This is a genomic window from Thalassomonas actiniarum, assembly GCF_000948975.2.
GTDB lineage: Bacteria > Pseudomonadota > Gammaproteobacteria > Enterobacterales > Alteromonadaceae > Thalassomonas > Thalassomonas actiniarum.
Genome location: NZ_CP059735.1, coordinates 1,298,906 through 1,316,235, shown reverse-complemented (window position 1 = coordinate 1,316,235; position 17,330 = coordinate 1,298,906). Strand labels below are relative to the sequence as shown.

The 17,330-nt window shown below is 46.0% G+C and carries 14 protein-coding genes; 3 read left to right on the top strand and 11 right to left on the bottom strand.

The window, feature by feature from the left end:
- Nucleotides 1-138: 138 nt before the first annotated feature.
- From acs to ffh, 9 genes are all read right to left on the bottom strand, one after another.
- Nucleotides 139-2,079 carry an acetate--CoA ligase gene (gene acs / locus SG35_RS05785; RefSeq protein WP_044835853.1) on the bottom strand — a complete coding sequence of 647 codons (1,941 nt, stop codon included), beginning with the start codon at nt 2,077-2,079 and terminating at the stop codon, nt 139-141.
- Between the two features lie 330 nt (nt 2,080-2,409).
- Nucleotides 2,410-3,033: a hypothetical protein gene (locus SG35_RS05780; RefSeq protein WP_044835855.1), complete on the bottom strand. Its 624-nt coding sequence runs from the start codon at nt 3,031-3,033 to the stop codon at nt 2,410-2,412.
- 1,027 nt (nt 3,034-4,060) lie between these two features.
- Nucleotides 4,061-4,414, bottom strand: coding sequence for a 50S ribosomal protein L19 (gene rplS, locus SG35_RS05775; RefSeq protein ID WP_044835856.1), 354 nt, complete (start codon nt 4,412-4,414; stop codon nt 4,061-4,063).
- Nucleotides 4,415-4,426: 12 nt separating this feature from the next.
- Nucleotides 4,427-5,233: a tRNA (guanosine(37)-N1)-methyltransferase TrmD gene (gene trmD, locus SG35_RS05770; protein ID WP_084693001.1), complete on the bottom strand. Its 807-nt coding sequence runs from the start codon at nt 5,231-5,233 to the stop codon at nt 4,427-4,429.
- Between the two features lie 3 nt (nt 5,234-5,236).
- Nucleotides 5,237-5,758: a ribosome maturation factor RimM gene (gene rimM, locus SG35_RS05765; protein ID WP_044835857.1), complete on the bottom strand. Its 522-nt coding sequence runs from the start codon at nt 5,756-5,758 to the stop codon at nt 5,237-5,239.
- A gap of 35 nt (nt 5,759-5,793) precedes the next feature.
- Nucleotides 5,794-6,042, bottom strand: coding sequence for a 30S ribosomal protein S16 (rpsP, locus tag SG35_RS05760; RefSeq protein WP_044835858.1), 249 nt, complete (start codon nt 6,040-6,042; stop codon nt 5,794-5,796).
- A gap of 200 nt (nt 6,043-6,242) precedes the next feature.
- On the bottom strand, nt 6,243-7,070 hold the full coding sequence (locus tag SG35_RS05755; protein WP_044835859.1) for a substrate-binding periplasmic protein: 828 nt from the start codon (nt 7,068-7,070) through the stop codon (nt 6,243-6,245).
- Nucleotides 7,071-7,207: 137 nt separating this feature from the next.
- The gene (locus tag SG35_RS05750; protein WP_160298401.1) at nt 7,208-8,005 is read right to left on the bottom strand and encodes a substrate-binding periplasmic protein; all 798 of its coding nucleotides are present in this window, start codon (nt 8,003-8,005) and stop codon (nt 7,208-7,210) included.
- A gap of 132 nt (nt 8,006-8,137) precedes the next feature.
- Nucleotides 8,138-9,517, bottom strand: a complete 1,380-nt coding sequence (gene ffh, locus SG35_RS05745) for a signal recognition particle protein (protein WP_044835861.1) — start codon at nt 9,515-9,517, stop codon at nt 8,138-8,140.
- Nucleotides 9,518-9,750: 233 nt separating this feature from the next.
- Between ffh and SG35_RS05740 the strand changes: the two genes are divergently transcribed.
- The 3 genes from SG35_RS05740 to SG35_RS05730 all read left to right on the top strand — a co-directional run bounded on the left by SG35_RS05740 (nt 9,751) and on the right by SG35_RS05730 (nt 13,301).
- The gene (locus SG35_RS05740; RefSeq protein ID WP_084693002.1) at nt 9,751-10,986 is read left to right on the top strand and encodes an SO_0444 family Cu/Zn efflux transporter; all 1,236 of its coding nucleotides are present in this window, start codon (nt 9,751-9,753) and stop codon (nt 10,984-10,986) included.
- A 156-nt stretch (nt 10,987-11,142) separates the two neighbouring features.
- Nucleotides 11,143-11,943: a cytochrome C assembly family protein gene (locus tag SG35_RS05735; protein WP_084693003.1), complete on the top strand. Its 801-nt coding sequence runs from the start codon at nt 11,143-11,145 to the stop codon at nt 11,941-11,943.
- Between the two features lie 74 nt (nt 11,944-12,017).
- Nucleotides 12,018-13,301, top strand: a complete 1,284-nt coding sequence (locus SG35_RS05730; protein ID WP_044835862.1) for an HlyC/CorC family transporter — start codon at nt 12,018-12,020, stop codon at nt 13,299-13,301.
- Nucleotides 13,302-13,992: 691 nt separating this feature from the next.
- Here the strand turns inward: SG35_RS05730 and SG35_RS05725 are convergent.
- A complete protein-coding gene (locus SG35_RS05725) occupies nt 13,993-14,613 on the bottom strand; it encodes a transglycosylase SLT domain-containing protein (protein WP_044835863.1) in 621 nt (206 codons plus the stop codon).
- Between the two features lie 826 nt (nt 14,614-15,439).
- Nucleotides 15,440-17,011 carry a glutamate--cysteine ligase gene (gshA, locus tag SG35_RS05720; protein WP_420794554.1) on the bottom strand — a complete coding sequence of 524 codons (1,572 nt, stop codon included), beginning with the start codon at nt 17,009-17,011 and terminating at the stop codon, nt 15,440-15,442.
- Between the last annotated feature and the right edge of the window lie 319 nt (nt 17,012-17,330).

Below are 17,330 nucleotides of genomic sequence, written 5' to 3'. Positions count from 1 at the left end.
CATACCTCCTGTATATAAGCGCTCTTGACTCCCTGTCACCGCGCAATACCATACCTCCTGTATATAAAAAGACCGGCATATTCGCCGGTCTTTGTGACTTGTCACCATCATTAAGGGATGACTCGCCGTAAAGGTTTATCACTTAACTATACGGTTAGTGACCAAGTGATCCACCACGCTCGGATCTGCCAGGGTCGAGGTATCCCCAAGGCTTTCCATTTCATTTTCGGCTATTTTACGCAAAATACGGCGCATAATTTTCCCCGAGCGGGTTTTGGGCAAGCCCGGCGCCCATTGAATATAATCCGGTTTGGCAAAACGGCCGAGTTCCTTGGCAACAAATTCCGTTAACTCCCCCTGCAAGGTATCAGACTCGCTGGCCGAGCCCATCAAGGTCACATACGCATAAATGCCCTGCCCCTTGATATCATGGGGGTAGCCCACCACCGCGGCTTCGGCTACTGCCGGGTGCAATACAAGAGCACTTTCGATTTCCGCGGTACCCAGCCTGTGTCCGGAAACATTGAGGACATCATCCACCCGTCCGGTGATCCAATAAAAACCGTCGGCATCGCGTTTGGCGCCGTCGCCGGTAAAGTAATTGCCCGGATACTGGCTTAAATAGGTATCGTAAAACCTCTGGTGATCACCGTAAACCGTGCGCATTTGCCCCGGCCAACTGCCCTTCATCATCAGCAAACCTTCAGCTTCACCCTCAAGTTCATTGCCTTCTTTGTCAAATATCGCCGGCTCAACACCAAAAAACGGTTTGCCTGTCGCCCCGGGTTTCATATCCACAGCACCAGGCAATGAAGTCAGCAAAATCCCGCCGGTTTCCGTTTGCCACCAGGTATCGACAATGGGGCAATTTTCCTTACCGACAATCTCATAATACCAGTGCCAGGCTTCGGGGTTAATCGGCTCGCCTACGGTGCCCAGTAAGCGGATTGAAGATAAGTCTGCCTGCTCCACCAGCTCATCTCCCAAGCCCATTAATGCTCGTAGCGCGGTAGGGGCGGTATAGAAGATATTCACTTTGTGCTTTTCACACACCTGCCAGAAGCGCCCGGCATCGGGATAGGTAGGCACCCCTTCAAATACCAGGGTAGTGGCGCCATTAGCCAAAGGGCCGTAAAAAATATAAGAGTGGCCGGTAACCCAACCGGCATCCGCCGTACACCAGTAAATTTCACCTTCCTGGTAATCAAAGACATATTTGTGGGTCATGGCCGCATAAAGCAGATAACCGCCGCAGGTATGCAAAACCCCTTTAGGTTTGCCGGTTGAACCAGAAGTATAAAGTACAAATAACGGGTCTTCGGCATCCATTTGTTCCGGCTCACATACCGCGGGTAAGTTAGCAACCGATTCAGCGTATTTAACATCAAGCTCAGGGTTCCAGTGAACATCGGCCCCGGTACGTTCAACCACTATCACAGAGTGGACATCGGGACAGTCTTTGAGCGCCTCATCAACATTGGCTTTAAGGGGAATACGCTTGCCTCCGCGGACACTTTCGTCTGCGGTGATCACCACCCGGCAATCGGCATCAAGTACCCGGGCTTTAATCGACTCAGTGGAAAAACCGCCGAAGACTACAGAGTGTACCGCGCCGATACGGGCACAAGCGAGCATGGCGTAGCCCACTTCGGGGATCATCGGCATATAGATACAAACCCGATCGCCTTTTTTCACCCCCCGTTGCTTTAACAGGTTAGCAAAGCGACAGACATGATCGTGAAGTTGCTGATAGGTCACCTTATCATCATCGCCGGGTTCATCGCCCTCGAAAATGACAGCGATGTCATTTGCTTTATTAGCTAAATGGCGGTCGATGCAATTGTAGCTGACATTAAGTTTGCCGCCGGCAAACCAGCTGACCTGTGATTCTTTAAAGTTAACGCTGCTGACCTGCTCCCAGGGCTGATACCAGTCGATAAACTTTTCCGCCTGCTGCGCCCAAAACACATCGGGCTGCTCGATTGACTGGCGATACATGGCTTCATAAGCGCCGGCGTCAACATGGGTGTTTGCTTTTGCGCGTTGGGATACTGGATAGCGAGATTGTAATTCCTTCATAGCTACTCTCTGATGTAATGAATTCTAGTTATAATTACTTTGTTTATTATTCTTTGCATATTGCGGCATATAACAATGAGTTAATCAGTTTAACCTTAATGAATTTAAGAAACCACGAAGTTTTTTTAAACCAAGGAAACTGGCTGATATTTATCATTACTCACCGGCAAGAGAAATTCAAACGAGCAGCAGTTTTATTTTATCGCTATTTTCCGCTTTGCCTCCAGCCCGGCTTAAAACATCACAGTTACTTTTTCTCTGTAACAGGCAAGGATACAGCGGTGTATCTTTTATTTAACTCACATACAGCCGCTGCTTCTTACCTCACCATCAAATAATCGAAGACGATGCAATCAAATCGGTAAACTTGGTAAGTACCGGTTCATCAATTTGCTCAGCTCCGGATAAGCGAAAAAAGGTATATCTTTCCCCAGCATGTACTGCCAGGGCGATAGACTGTTTGCTGCCGCTGAGCTGGTACAAGTCAAAAAGCTGATTATTCTGAGATTTGATGGTTCTAACCGCCTTAAAGTTATCCGTTGCTGGTAAGCCGGCTTTTTGTTGCCAGATATTCATAATAGCCGACAGCGGCATAGCTTTTTTCATACGGATGATCGCCAGCCGATAACTGTTTTTACCACTGTTAAGGCGATAATTGGCAATTGCCACACCATTGGCAGCAGGCACAGGCTGCCACTCACTTGATGGTGAAAACTCAAGAAAATCACTGAGCTTTTCATGGTGGCTTACGGTCACTTTCAAGTGCTTTTTCACCGGTAATGCCCCGTCGTTTTTTTGCCACCAGCCGGCATTTGAACTAACTACCGAAGCAAATTTTGGCGACTGCAGAGGCTCATTGCCAACAACAGCAAGGTGAGAAACCGGCTCATTAAATAAGAAAAAACTCAAGAAGCAAGCAAGCGACAGGCTGCTGATATAAATAAACTTTTTCATGGACTACTCCCGTAAATTATTCGCCAACAAACACCGCAAGCTAGGGGTTTGTTAATAATTTCAAAATTTCAGGCTTGAACTTCGCCATTGAAAATGCATTTTGTCCATGAGCATTTTTCTGTTGGCATTGCGCCAACTCCAAGCAGTAATTTGACTATTACCACTTTTCACCGCTAACAGTAACGCGGCATAACTTTGCACATTCCTCCTGCTGGTATCGATATTTCATTAAGTATATGCCGTAAAATTTAATTTGTTCCGCGCACGGCAGACATTAATGTCAAGCCCCCTTTCCTTAGTCAATAAAACCAGGCGGGGAGGTTATCACCAGCTTGCTCCGAAGAAGTAACCGATACCGCCGCCAGCACAAGCGCACGGATCTTAAGACCTTTGGCTTAAAAAGCACTAGCAGGCCCCCTGTGCTGGCATTAACGATAAGGCAATCCAGAATAAAGTTTGCTCCTGCACGCTTTTCCCGGCTTACAGGGGCTTATGCCATACCGTCACTCAAGCCATTACCTGAGTCCCGTTTGATGGCGTTTTATCGACAAGGCATTCACATCCCACAGTACAAAGGCTTTCCACAGGTAACGAATAAATGAAAATCAGCATAAGGAGCTTAGTTAAGGAGATATTAGCAGTGGCAGCAAGGCATAGGAGAAACGAGCAAAACAGGCGGATGAACACCTTTGTCCGGTAACTTCCTGTCACCGTAAAATAATACCAATTTTATTAAATATCTAACCATCTTCGGATGGTCTAAATCTCCAAGTCCTGCGTTGTTTTCAATCACAATAGCTTGCTATTGCTCAATCAAACGCCTCGCCTGCATGGATGCAGATGCTTAGCTTTAGTCTGGAACGATAAAGGGGGTTCTTGAAAATTTATCCTCACCGAATTTTGCTCATCTACTTAATGCAATTGCTATAACCTGCAGGGAGCAGGCACTTAACTTATATTCTGAGCATAAAAAAAGCCATGTGGTTGCCCACATGGCTTTTTATTCAAACTAATGAATAATCTATGATTACTTCTTAGCCAACTTCTCTTTGATACGTGCAGAACGACCTGAACGCTCACGAAGATAGTAAAGCTTAGCTTGACGAACATCACCGCGACGTTTGACTTCAATTGAGTCAACTAGAGGGCTGTGTGTCTGGAATACACGCTCAACACCAACACCGTTAGAAATTTTACGAACGGTGAAAGCAGAATGTAGGCCACGGTTTTTAACAGCAATCACAACACCTTCAAATGCCTGAAGACGTGATTTGTCACCTTCGGTAACTTTAACTTGAACAACGACAGTGTCGCCCGGGGCGTACGCTGGAACGTCAGTTTTCATTTGCTCTTGTTCGAGCTGATCAATAATCTTACTCATAATACCTTCTTCCTAGAGTTCACTGTCATCAGCAGCAGCTTGCTTGATTTTCTCAAGCATTTTCTCCTGCTCCGCAGTCAGAGCTAGGTCAGTTAATAGTTCGGGTCTTCTGGTCCATGTTCTTTCCAGGGATTTCTGCTGGCGCCAAAGCCTGATATGTTCATGATTACCGCTTAGCAACACTTTCGGTACCGACTTAGCCTCTTCATCAGAGGTTTCCAGTACTTCCGGCCGGGTATAATGCGGACAGTCAAGTAAACCGTCAGAAAATGAATCCTGCTCGGCTGACAATTCATGTCCCAAAACTCCGGGCACAAAACGTGCTACGGCATCGATCACGTTCATGGCCGGTAATTCACCGCCACTTAATACGTAATCACCAACAGACCATTCTTCATCAACATCTGATTCAATGATCCGCTCGTCTATGCCTTCATATCGTCCGGCAATAAATACCAGATGATCATACTGCGATAATTCACGCACACCGGCCTGGTCCAATTTACGTCCCTGAGGTGACAAATAAATAACTTTTGCCTTGCCGCCATTTGCTAATGCCGCACTTTTTGCTGCATTAATGGCATCGCGTAACGGTTGTACCATCATCAACATACCCGGACCACCGCCGTAAGGACGGTCATCTACGGTGCGATGTCGATCATGGGTAAAGTCTCTCGGGTTCCACTTGTGGAACTCAATCAAGCCATTACGGATCGCTCGGCCAGTCACCCCATACTCAGTGATTGCATCAAACATTTCGGGAAAAAGGCTAATCACCCCAATCCACTTGCTCTTGTCAGAGCCATTGCTGTTGCTCACGAGTTAGAAACCTGGGTCCCAGTCAACACTAATTTGTTTATTTTCAACACTAACCGATATCACCACTTGTTCAAACAAGTAAGGAATTAACCTTTCTTTTTTGCCAAAGGCGTCATTGCGGTTAGCTTTTACAACCAGTACGTCATTTGCGCCGGTTTCCATCATGTCAGAAACCGTACCCAGGTCGTAACCTTGGGTAGTAACAACCGTCATGCCGATCAAATCCCGCCAGTAAAATTCCCCTTCGGGCAATTCAGGCAGAGCTTCGGGATTGGCCAATATTTCCGAGCCGACCAGGGTTTGTGCCTGATCTCTGTCATCATAGTTGGCAATCTTGGCAATAAGGCCATTGTTATGTTTACGCCAATCAGTAACTTCTACTGCTTGTACTTTATCGCCTAATTTTAAAGACCAAGGCATATAGTCTAAAATAGCTTCGGGATCATCCGTGAATGAATGAATCTTCAACCAGCCCTTGATCCCGTATACGGCACCTAATTTACCCAGCGTGATTTTATCTTTCATACTACTCACAACAATTCCTACAACTTACCAACTAATTAAGCAGCTGCTTGAGCGTCTTTAACCAGTTTGGCCACACGATCAGATAAGCCAGCACCTTGACCAACCCAGTGGTTGATGCGATCCAGGTCTAAACGTAATTTTTCAGCTTGACCTTGTGCTGTTGGGTTGAAGAAACCTACTTTCTCGATGAAACGACCATCGCGAGAGTTACGGCTATCTGCAACAACAACCTGATAGAATGGACGCTTCTTAGCGCCACCACGAGCTAAACGAATGGTAACCATATCGTCCTCTATATATATTAAGTGTTAAAACGAATTTCCAGACACTTTCTGACACCAAGTGACAGAAAAGCTCGCGTATTTTACGCTTTCCCGCCAGGATTGCAAGAGATATACAAAATGTGAACAGAATTAGTGCTTTACCGAACCTGTCATCAGATTAAAACTATATGAAAATCAGCATATTGGATAAAAACCTGTATTCAACGAACCAGCTGCAGGTATAATCCGGCAAAGTCAGGCTTTTTCAGGCCATAACGCCGATAGATTTCTACCAGCAGCCCGCGCTGATCCGCTTTGGCCAAGATCTTGTTGATCTCCTCCGCCCGGATCGGCGACGTTTTCGGCACCAGGAAAAAACGCTCATAGGCCGTATCAAATCGCTTGGATACCAGAAAGTTATCCTTAAACTCAGGATAACGCAGTAAGTACCAGTTCAAGGCTATGGTACTCACCACCGCAATTTCTGCCCTGTTCACCAGCACCATATTGATGGTGACTTCCTCGGACCGTACTAAAGTAATATTAAAGTGTTTAACCAGTTCCGACAGCTCGGTAACATAGTTGGCGAATTTATAATGGTAACCATGCACAGCCACCAGGCTTTTATCGGTGAAATTGGCAAAAAACTGCTGATCTCTGTTTTCTTTCTTTAAGGCGAGGAAAATATCTTTCGAAGCAACCAGCGCCATAGTCAAATCCAAATCTTCCTCCTGCCACCCCCAGGCGGGATTATCCCACATCACCACATCAACCCAGCCATCAGCCAGGGATTGGGTGCGCCGCTTTATCGGTACCGGCACCAGGACAAATTCAAATTGGCTCTGTACGCTGTTCATTGCCGCAATCACTTCCGGTGCGGCGCCCGAGAGACCTTCCCCGAAAAGAAATGGCGGACGGGCACTGGAGCCGACTTTTATTTCAATTGCTGCCGGCAGAGATGCGCCATATACCTGATAGCAAAAGCCACAAAGCATCACCAGCAATAATGCTGACTTAATGGAGCAGCCTTTCATCTGAAAACATAACATATATTTCTCCACCTAAAATTAATAATAGCCGGAGAAATTACAAAGGCAGCCAAAAGCTCCCTTTAAGTAAAATTTATCCAAGACCCGGGGATAAGATATTCTGCTGACACAATTTATCGGCACGCAACCGGCAACGGTCAAGGTACAACTTTCCGGTTTAACCCGGTAAAGTCAGCTTTCTCCAGCCCGTAACGCTGATAAATAACCGACAATAAACCTTGCTGATCGGCTGTAGCCAAAATTTCATCAATTTCCCTTGCCTGGATCGGCGCGCTTTTAGGTATCAGGAAAAATCGCTCATGACTGCTATCAATGCGTTCAGAGATGATAAGTTTATCCCGGTATTGGGGATAACGCAGCAGAAACCAATTTAAAGTAATGGTGCTGACCGCAGCGATGTCGGCTCGTTTTGCCAGTAACATCTTAATGGTAAGTTCTTCATTGCTCACCAGAGAAATATCAAACATTTTGCTCAACCGGGATTCGTCGGTGATGAAATCGGCAAAGCGATAATAATAACCATGAACAGCCACCAGACGCTTATCGGTTAAATCGGCAAAAAACGCCTGGTCTCGTTGCTCCTGTTTTAATGCCAGGAAAACATCTTTGTTTGCAACTAGCGGCAAACTTAGCAACAAGCTGTCTTTCTTCCAGCCCCAGGCGGGATTATCCCACATAAAGACATCCACCCAACCATCGGTCAGTGACTGAATACGGCGTTTGGTCGGTACTGAAACCAGAATAAATTCAAATTGATTTTGCACCCGGTTCATTGCTGCCAAGACTTCCGCTGCCGCCCCGGTCATATCATTAGCTGCCAGAAAAGGCGGCCGGGGAATAGTACCTACCTTAATTTCTATCACCTCAGGCAAAGCAGAACAATTGGCAAACCGGCTAAAAACAGATAACAGCACCAATACAACAAGCGTTTTCACAAACCTTAAAATAACCATATCATCCTATAAACCTGACGGTATTTTGCAGCCCCAACCAAGCATAGTGCCAACAACAAAAAAGGCAGCCTTGGCTACCTTTTTATATTGAGTTTCTATCCGGAGAAGCAAAAGTTACTTACGGCCGAGCATACCCCCCATGCCGCCCGGCGGCATCATGCCTTTCATGCTGCGCATCATTTTCTGCATGCCGCCTTTACCCGACATCTTCTTCATCATTTTCTGCATTTGCGTGAATTGCTTGATTAATTTGTTCACATCCTGGATCTGGGTGCCTGAACCGTTGGCTATCCGGCGTTTGCGCGAACCTTTGATGATTTCGGGACGGGCACGCTCGGCCGGGGTCATGGAATTGATGATGGCTTCCATACGTACCGTGACCTTATCATCCATCTGGCCTTTAATTTGCTCAGACATATTGCCCATACCGGGCAATTTATCCATCAGCCCCATCATGCCGCCCATATTTTTCATTTGCTGGAGCTGCTCCCGGAAATCTTCCAGATCAAAACCTTTACCGGTTTTCACCTTACGGGCCAGTTTTTCCGCCTTTTTCTTATCAACTTTCTGCTCAACTTCTTCGATCAGGGATAACACATCCCCCATGCCGAGGATACGGGAAGCGATACGGTCCGGGTGGAAAGGCTCCAGGGCATCGGTTTTTTCACCCACACCCATAAATTTGATCGGCTTTCCGGTGATATGGCGAATAGACAGCGCCGCACCACCACGGGCATCACCGTCGGTTTTGGTGAGGATAATCCCGGTTAAAGGCAAGGCATCGTTAAAGGCTTTGGCTGTATTGGCGGCATCCTGACCTGTCATGGCGTCAACGGTAAACAGGGTTTCTACCGGGTTGATGGCGCCATGCAGCTGCTGGATTTCCGCCATCATATCTTCATCGACATGCAAACGACCGGCGGTATCGACAATCAAAACATCAAAAAAGTTTAACTTGGCATGATTGATGGCCGCTTCGGCGATGGCCACGGGTTTTTGTTTGATATCACTGGGGAAAAATTCAACTTTGATTTCCTGCGCCAGAGTTTCCAGCTGTTTGATCGCCGCCGGGCGATAAACATCGGCACTGACCACCAGCACTTTTTTCTTTTCACGCTCGGTCAGGAATTTTGCCAGCTTGGCAACCGAGGTGGTTTTACCCGCCCCTTGCAAACCCGCCATCATGATCACCGCGGGCGGCGCCGCCTTTAAGTCCAGGGCTTCATTAACTTCACCCATGGCCGCTTCGAGTTCACCGCGAACGATTTTGACAAAAACCTGTCCCGGGCTCAGACTTTTTGTGACTTCCTGACCAACCGCACGCTCTTTCACTTTGCTGACAAACTCACGGATAACCGGCAGGGCTACATCCGCTTCAAGCAGGGCCATACGCACTTCGCGCAGCGTGTCTTTAATATTGTCTTCTGTTAACCGGCCGCGGCCGCTGATATTTTTTAACGTTTTCGTTAAACGATCGGAAAGATTCTCAAACATGGATTACTCTAAAAGCCAAACTTTATCGGCACATTATAACCGCAGCATAAAGAAGAGAAAGCATAAAATTCCGGCAAAGACAGAATAAATGGCAAAATAGCTGGAAAATTTATCGTTCGTTATTGCCTGCGCCATAAAAAACTCCTGTCACAGCATAAGATAGAGATATCTGCCCGGTGTTTTTTTATGGTATTCTAGCGCCAGTTTATTTTATCAGACACAAGGAAGGCCCGGTGGAGCAGATCACAGCCTTATTTAATAATTTCATTGATTTAGCGGCTGAAGCCAGTCCCTGGCTATTGCTCGGCCTGCTTATTGCGGGATTGATGAAAGCCTGGCTCCCCAAGCAAATACTCAATAAACACCTGGGTAAAGGTAAGTCGGGGATAGTAAAGGCCGCCCTGGTAGGAGCCCCTTTACCCCTGTGTTCGTGCGGCGTGATCCCGGTGGCCACCGAATTAAAACGTGGCGGCGCCTCAGATCCCGCCACCGCTTCCTTTTTGGTCGCCACACCGGAAACCGGGGTCGACTCGGTATCTGTTTCTTATGCCATTTTAGGCCCGGTCTTTGCCATTTACCGGCCGCTAACGGCAATAGCATCCGCCATCATCACAGGGTTACTGGTCGCCACCGATAAATCCGCCGGAAAAATATTGTCGACAACAAAACATGACGGTAAAACCAATGCCGGCACACAAAGCGCTTGTTGTTCATCCACAGCGACCAAGATAGATAACAAGATGTCAAAAACAAGCGGCTGCTGCGATTCACCACCTGCCGAAACGGCCGGCGCGCCGGACAGCGGCTGTTGCAGCACGCCTGCGCCAACAGAGACAGTAAGCAGCTGTTGTGCCCCACAGGCAGCCGAAGCGACAGCAGCAACAAAGTGTTGCGCTTCAGCGGATGAGACAACAAAAGAGAGTGAAAGTTTTTCCCGCAAAACCTTACAGGGCATTAAATACGCCGCCACCCAGTTAGTTGATGACATCATCATCTGGCTTTTTATCGGCCTGGTTTTTGCCACCCTGGTCAGAACCTTATTGCCGCCGTCGCTGCTAACCAGTTACGGCAGCGGCCTGCAAGCCATGTTGATCATGATCGCCATTTCTATCCCTATGTATATTTGTGCGACGGCTTCGACCCCGATTGCCGCAGGCTTTATTCTCGCCGGTATTTCCCCCGGTACCGCCCTGGTCTTTATGATGGCCGGGCCGGCAACGAACATCTCAACCTTAGGGGTGATTAAAAACGAAATGGGCTCAGGGGTACTGATACGCTATCTCGGCGGCATCGGCTTATGCGCCCTGGCCTTTGGTTACCTGCTCGACTGGGGGTTGCTGAAGTTTAATATCGATATTAACCAGCAAATGCAACACAGCCATGAGCTGCTGCCTTACTGGTTCAGCCTCAGCTGCGCTATTTTACTGGCACTGCTGGCGATAAAACCGCTAAGAAAAAAGTGGCTATAAAAGCACCCAAAAATACTTGCTAACATTTTGTTGGTAACTTTTTGTTTATGATCATGGTGCTTTGGCAACAAACTGATAAAATCACCGCGGATCGTTATCTTATTTGGTAACCCGTTTATTCATTTTTTTGATAACTATATTGTGTGGGAGCACTTTGTGGATTTGTTTGCAACTTATTCTATCATCGCATTTGTCGCTTATCTGGGGGCATCACTGGCCATTATCACCCGGTTGTTTCATCCCCAGGGACCTAATCAACTGCTGGTACTCCTGATCGGCTGTTTCGCGATTATTGCCCACACCCTGGGGGTCAGCCAGCAGATGTTCCTCACCGACGAGGTCAACTTCAGCCTGCCTTATGTGATCTCCCTGGTATCGTTAATCATCACCATGAGTATTTCTGTGGTAGCCACCCGCTTTAAAGTCAACTTGCTGCTGCCGGTGATTTACGGCTTTGCCGGCATCTGGCAGTTGTTGCTGGTGCTTATGCCCGGCGGCGGTGAAATACCGTTAACGGCGGAGAAAGCCTTACTGATCAGCCATATCACCCTGGCCCTCATTGCTTATTGCGTACTGGTCATTGCCACCTTATACGCCTTCCAGGTGGCTTATATTAACTTTAAACTGAAAAGCAAGAATTTAGCCGCCGTCAATCAATTGCCGCCGCTGATGCAGGTGGAAAACCAGCTTTTCCTTATTTTAGCCATAGGCACCTTGTGCTTGTTTATCAGCGAAGTAAGCGGCTTTATTTTTCTCGAAAATTTCCTGGCAAAAGACAAGCTGCATAAAACCGTACTTTCTTTGGTTGCCCTGGCAATCTATTCGATCACCCTGTTTGGCCACTTTAAACGCGGCTGGCGTGGACACAGGGTGCTGATCTTAACCATTTGTGCGACATCTTTGCTGACATTGTCATATTTTGGCAGCCGATTCGTGAAAGAGTTTCTCTTGTCATAATTTTTAAGGTATAAAGTACAATAGTTTTAGTGAATTAGGCTAAAACTATTGTGTAATAACCTAGGAACCCCTTTTTGGACAACATATCAACAGAAATACTCTTTGCCATTCTTGGCTTATTGATCGTATTTTCAGCGTATTTTTCGAGCTCAGAAACCGGCATGATGGCCCTGAACCGTTACCGGCTAAGGCATCTTGAAAAGCAAAATCACAAAGGCGCAAAGCGGGTCAGTAAATTATTGGCCCGTCCGGATCGTTTGATCGGTTTAATACTGATCGGCAACAACCTGGTTAACATAGCCGCTTCTGCTATCGCCACCGTTATCGGTTTACGCTTATTGGGAGATGTCGGGATCTTGGTTTCCACCATAGCTTTAACCTTGATTATCCTTATTTTTGCAGAAGTGACGCCTAAAACACTAGCTGCCCTGTACCCGGAAAAAGTTGCTTTCCCCAGCTCGTTGTTTCTCACTTTATTACTTAAAATCCTTTATCCTTTGGTCATTATCGTTAACTGGATCACTAACGGGATCCTGATGTTATTGGGGATCAGCTCGGAACAAAGAGAGCAACACAGCCTGAGTACGGAAGAGCTGCGCACTGTGGTTAACGAGTCCGGCGCCCTGATCCCGGAGCGTAACCAGGACATGCTGGTGAGTATCTTAGATCTGGAAAAAGTCCATGTAGAAGACATCATGATCCCCCGTAACGAACTTGTCGGTATCGATGTCAATGACGATTGGAAAAGGATCCAAAAGCAATTAACCCAGTCTAACCATACCCGGGTTTTGCTTTACCGTGACAATATCGACGATGTCGTCGGTTATGTTCATGTCAGGGATGCACTCAAACTGCTGTCAAAAAACCAGTTTACCAAAGCCACCCTGCTGCGCGCGGTACGTGAGCTTTACTTTATTCCCGAAGGCACCCCGTTAAATGTCCAGCTATTAAAATTTCAGCATGCCAAAGAGCGTCTGGGCTTAGTAGTGGATGAATACGGCGATATCCAGGGCTTAGTCACCTTAGAGGATATCCTGGAAGAGATCGTCGGTGATTTCACCACCACAATGACGCCTACCGCCAGTGATGAGGTACACCTGCAACCGGACGGCAGTTACCTGGTCGACGGCAGTGCCAATATCAGGGACATTAATAAGGCGATGTCGTGGAAGTTACCCACGGATGGCCCTAAAACCCTCAACGGCTTGATTATCGAATATTTGGAAGATATCCCCCAGGCAAAACTCAGCGTCAGGATCGCCGGTTACCCGGTAGAGATCGTTGATGTCAGCGACAATATGATCAAATCCGTACGCATCATGCCGGAGTATTATCTTGAAGAAGAAACCGACGAATAATCCCCCTGATCATTAACCCGATAAAACTCCCAAATAAGCCCGGTTAATAAACAGTGTAAACTAATAATTTTACACTGTTTATTTTGCATTTCTCTGGCCAGAAATATCAAATATCCTTCATAAATCCCGGACAAAGTCTCAAGCACTAAAAAGCATTTTGTGGATAATAAAAGCACAAACAAAACTTACCAACATAGTTATCCACAACATAGACATCAAAAATTAACTTTCCACAAATTCTGTGGATAACAAATGCCAGACCAATCAAATAGAGGCTTTGGAATTTGCAATATGTTTTTAACAAAAAAAAATAATATTTTTCTTGAAATCAGACAAAGTTTTACTCCGGTAAATAAGCTGTTTTTTTCCATAAAAATCTTGCTTTTTGCCTAGTTATATTCTTTATAATTTGCAGGATCTTTGTTCACTTTTCGAATATAAAAACAGTAAAAAATCAAGAAAGTTTCTCTAAATAAGAACTGTTTTCAGCGATTATTCCCCGATAAACACTTTTGTCAGCCGCCAAAGATCCTATTCGGGCAATAAACGATCGCAGATCGTATTAATTAACGCCACATCGGGATAAAAGGCCAACTGCTGGCAAGATATGGCAATAACGCCGCCGATAACAAAAACCCCGCAAAGCGTGTTCGCCTGGCGGGGTTCTTAAAATAAGCGATTCAACCGGGGATTAACCGAACAGCAAACGCCATAACCAGCTCTTATCTAAATCGGCTTCACAGCTTTTTAACTGGCTGCTGTATCGTTTGGCCCGGTTATCGACTTTTCTCGCCACCTTAACCAGCCAGCCCTTCTTTTTGTAGCTTTTACGCTTATAGCCGCCCCAGCCTTCGTGATAATTCAAATACTGACCATAGGCATCCCATTTAGATACCTTGTTCAGCTTCTGAGTTTTAAAAATAAACCAGCCCATAAAGTCGATGGCATCGTCAAAATCATCCCGGTCGGCGCCGGAGTTATCGGTTTCACGGACATAGTCATCCCAGGTCATGGTTTTCGCCTGTGAATAACCGTAAGCGCTGCTTACCCTTCCCCAGGGAATAAAGCCAAGCAGGTAATCCCTGGGAGGCAAGGCGTCCGCTTTAAATGAGCTTTCCTGATACATCATACTCATAGGCACATGTATCGGCACTCCCCACCTTTCCCTCACTTCTTTAGCGGCAAAATACCAGTCCCTGTGCTCCCTGAAAATCTCACAAAGATTTTCGGGATTTTTTGGCGGAGCAGTCGCACAGCCCGCTAAGCTAACAGTCAGGACAGCAGCAAGTATTGCTGATTTAGAAACACCCATAAATAGTCACCCTCGTCTGATATACCCGCATGATGCCAGATTAAAAATAAAAATACAGGTGGAAAATCAATTAACTTGCGACAAGCCTTTTAAAGGTCGGTACTCAAGGCACTGCTTTTCCCCGGTTACAGATACTTCTATCACAAATAGAGAAAACTTTTCCCCGGCTGGCAATTTAAAATGAACTTTATTGCAGCTGCTCACTCCTACTTTACGAGAGATTTTTATTTCCCTTAGTGATTTATGTTTATTACATATAATGCGCGTTTTTATAACGCGCTTTTTTTTGCCTGATACTTTTCACCCGGCTGGTGGAAAAATAAAATGAAAAAAGTTTTATCAGGAATGAACTTATCGCTATTCACCGACTCATATTAAGGTATGAAGATTGAGAGACTTCTATTTCCCTTAGTGATTTATGTTTATTACATATGACGCGCGTTTTTATAACGCGCTTTTTTTTGTCTGATACTTTTTCGCCCGGTCGGGGAAAAATAAAAAAGTTAAATAGGAATGAACTTATCGATTTTCACCGACTCATACTAACGGTATGAAGATTGAGAGACTTCTATTTCCCTTAGTGATTTTTATGTTTTATGAACAAAGCGCGCGTTTTTATAACGCGCTTTTTTTTGCCTTATTTTATCGTCCCGGTTCAATAAGTGCCGGAAAAATCCGCTTTACAAGGGTATAAAGACAAAAACCGCGCCCTGGACAAAGCAATTGCAAAATCACGACCGTCCTCGTCCCGGCTTAAAAGATACTGATTGGCAAGGTAAAGATATTAAATGCAAAGTATTTATTCACATCTGATATCTGCCCGTTATCAGGCGAAATAATCCTTTAGAAAGTCATCGTAACTTAACACGTCACTGGCTTCGATTTCCGCCTGATCCTGATGTGATTTGGCAACACTGGCAACAAAAGTATTTTCATTATAAAACTGATAGCCGTTCTCCAGCTGTGATGCCCGGTAGTTGATGGCAGATGACAGGGCAAACTTGGTCAGGCTTTTGCCCTGGTTAACCACTAAATCCACTAAACGGGCCGACGGAGTCAAATCCGGGTTGTTAATTTTAGCCAACTCCTCGGTAACCGACTTCTGATAGCTATTACTGTTGTTGGCCTTATCCAGCAAGCAAGCCACCTGAGTTAAATCCTTGAAAATTTCATTGCCCCATTGCACCAGGGATTTTTCCTGGTCGCCGTCATGTAACAACAAGGCCGGATCACGTCCGCGCAGCACCACCTCATCCATATTGCCTTCAAAGACCTTTTGGGTCGCGGCATCTAATCCCGGATTAGGCAGCAAGGCACAATAGGTGAGAAAGATATCTAAAAAATAAATCTGCTCAAGGCTGATACCGGTATCGACAAAAGGATTGATATCCAGTGCCCTGACTTCTATGTATTCCACGCCCCTGCGCTGGAGCGCCTCAGACGGTTTCTCTCCGGATTCAGCCACCCGTTTGGGCCGGATAGGGGCATAAAGCTCATTTTCAATCTGCAGGATATTGCCGTTAAGCTGGCGGTATTCGCCGTTGACTTTGACGCCGATTTCTGAAAACTCATCCGAACTCAGGCCGATAGCTTCCTGTACCCCGGCCACATAACCGTCCAGACTGTTATAACAAATGTGCAAAGCCGACTGGGCGCTGTTGGTATAACCCAAATCACTCATGCGCAACGAAGTGGCATGCTCTAAATACAAATAGCCGCTGCCGGATTTTTTAAAAGGCAGCTGCTGGGGTTTGTTTTGCAAAAACGAAGAGCAGATCACCGGAGAACTACCGTATAAATAGGGGATCAACCAGCAAAAACGCTTATAGTTGCGGATCAGGGCAAAATAACGGTCTGAGATAAAGTCATCCAGGTTATCGCTGTTGTTATCAATTTTTTGCAGGTTTTTCCAGAAATCCCTGGAAAATGAAAAATTAAAATGTATCCCGGCGATCACCTGCATCATACTGCCATAGCGGTTTTTCAAGCCCTGGCGGTAAGTGTTTTTCATCCGGCCGATATTGGATGTGCCGTATTGCGCCAGCGGAATTTTATCGGCGTCATTCACAAAACAAGGCATGCTCAGTGGCCATAGCAATTCACCGTCAATCTGCTTTAAGGTGAATTTTTGGATATCCTGCAATTGTGCAATCGCCGTTTCCGGCTCAAAACTCACCGGGGTAATAAACTCCAGTAAGGTTTCCGAGTAATCCGTGGTGATATTCGGGTGTGTCAATGCCGAGCCGATATCATAAGCATGCGGCTTTTCAGATAATTTACCTTCAGGCAGCACCCGGAGTGCTTCCCGCTCAATCCCCCGGCCAATACCGGTTAAAGACGGTAAATAAGCCTGCTGATTAAAGGCCACAATATAATCGTTAAAAGATGACAAAATCACTCCCGGAGCAAATAGTTTTGCAAAAGATATCCTCTATTTAAGGGATAGCGCTAAGCTTTTCAATGATAGCCGACATTTATTTACCCCTAGTAAAGTAACAAAACATTGCTATCCTAAGCAGTACCTGACCGTAGAGACGATAAAATAATTACAAATATCTTCGTAAATACAGACAACTGCCCCGCTATTATCTCTCGCCATCGAGATTCTTGATAGCCATTTCTTGCGTTCAATGAGAGAATAATGCAAATAAAGGCTGAAAACGGGCGAAAATCCCCAGTCAAATCAATAACCCGGCAAAAATAACCGAGTGTGCAAA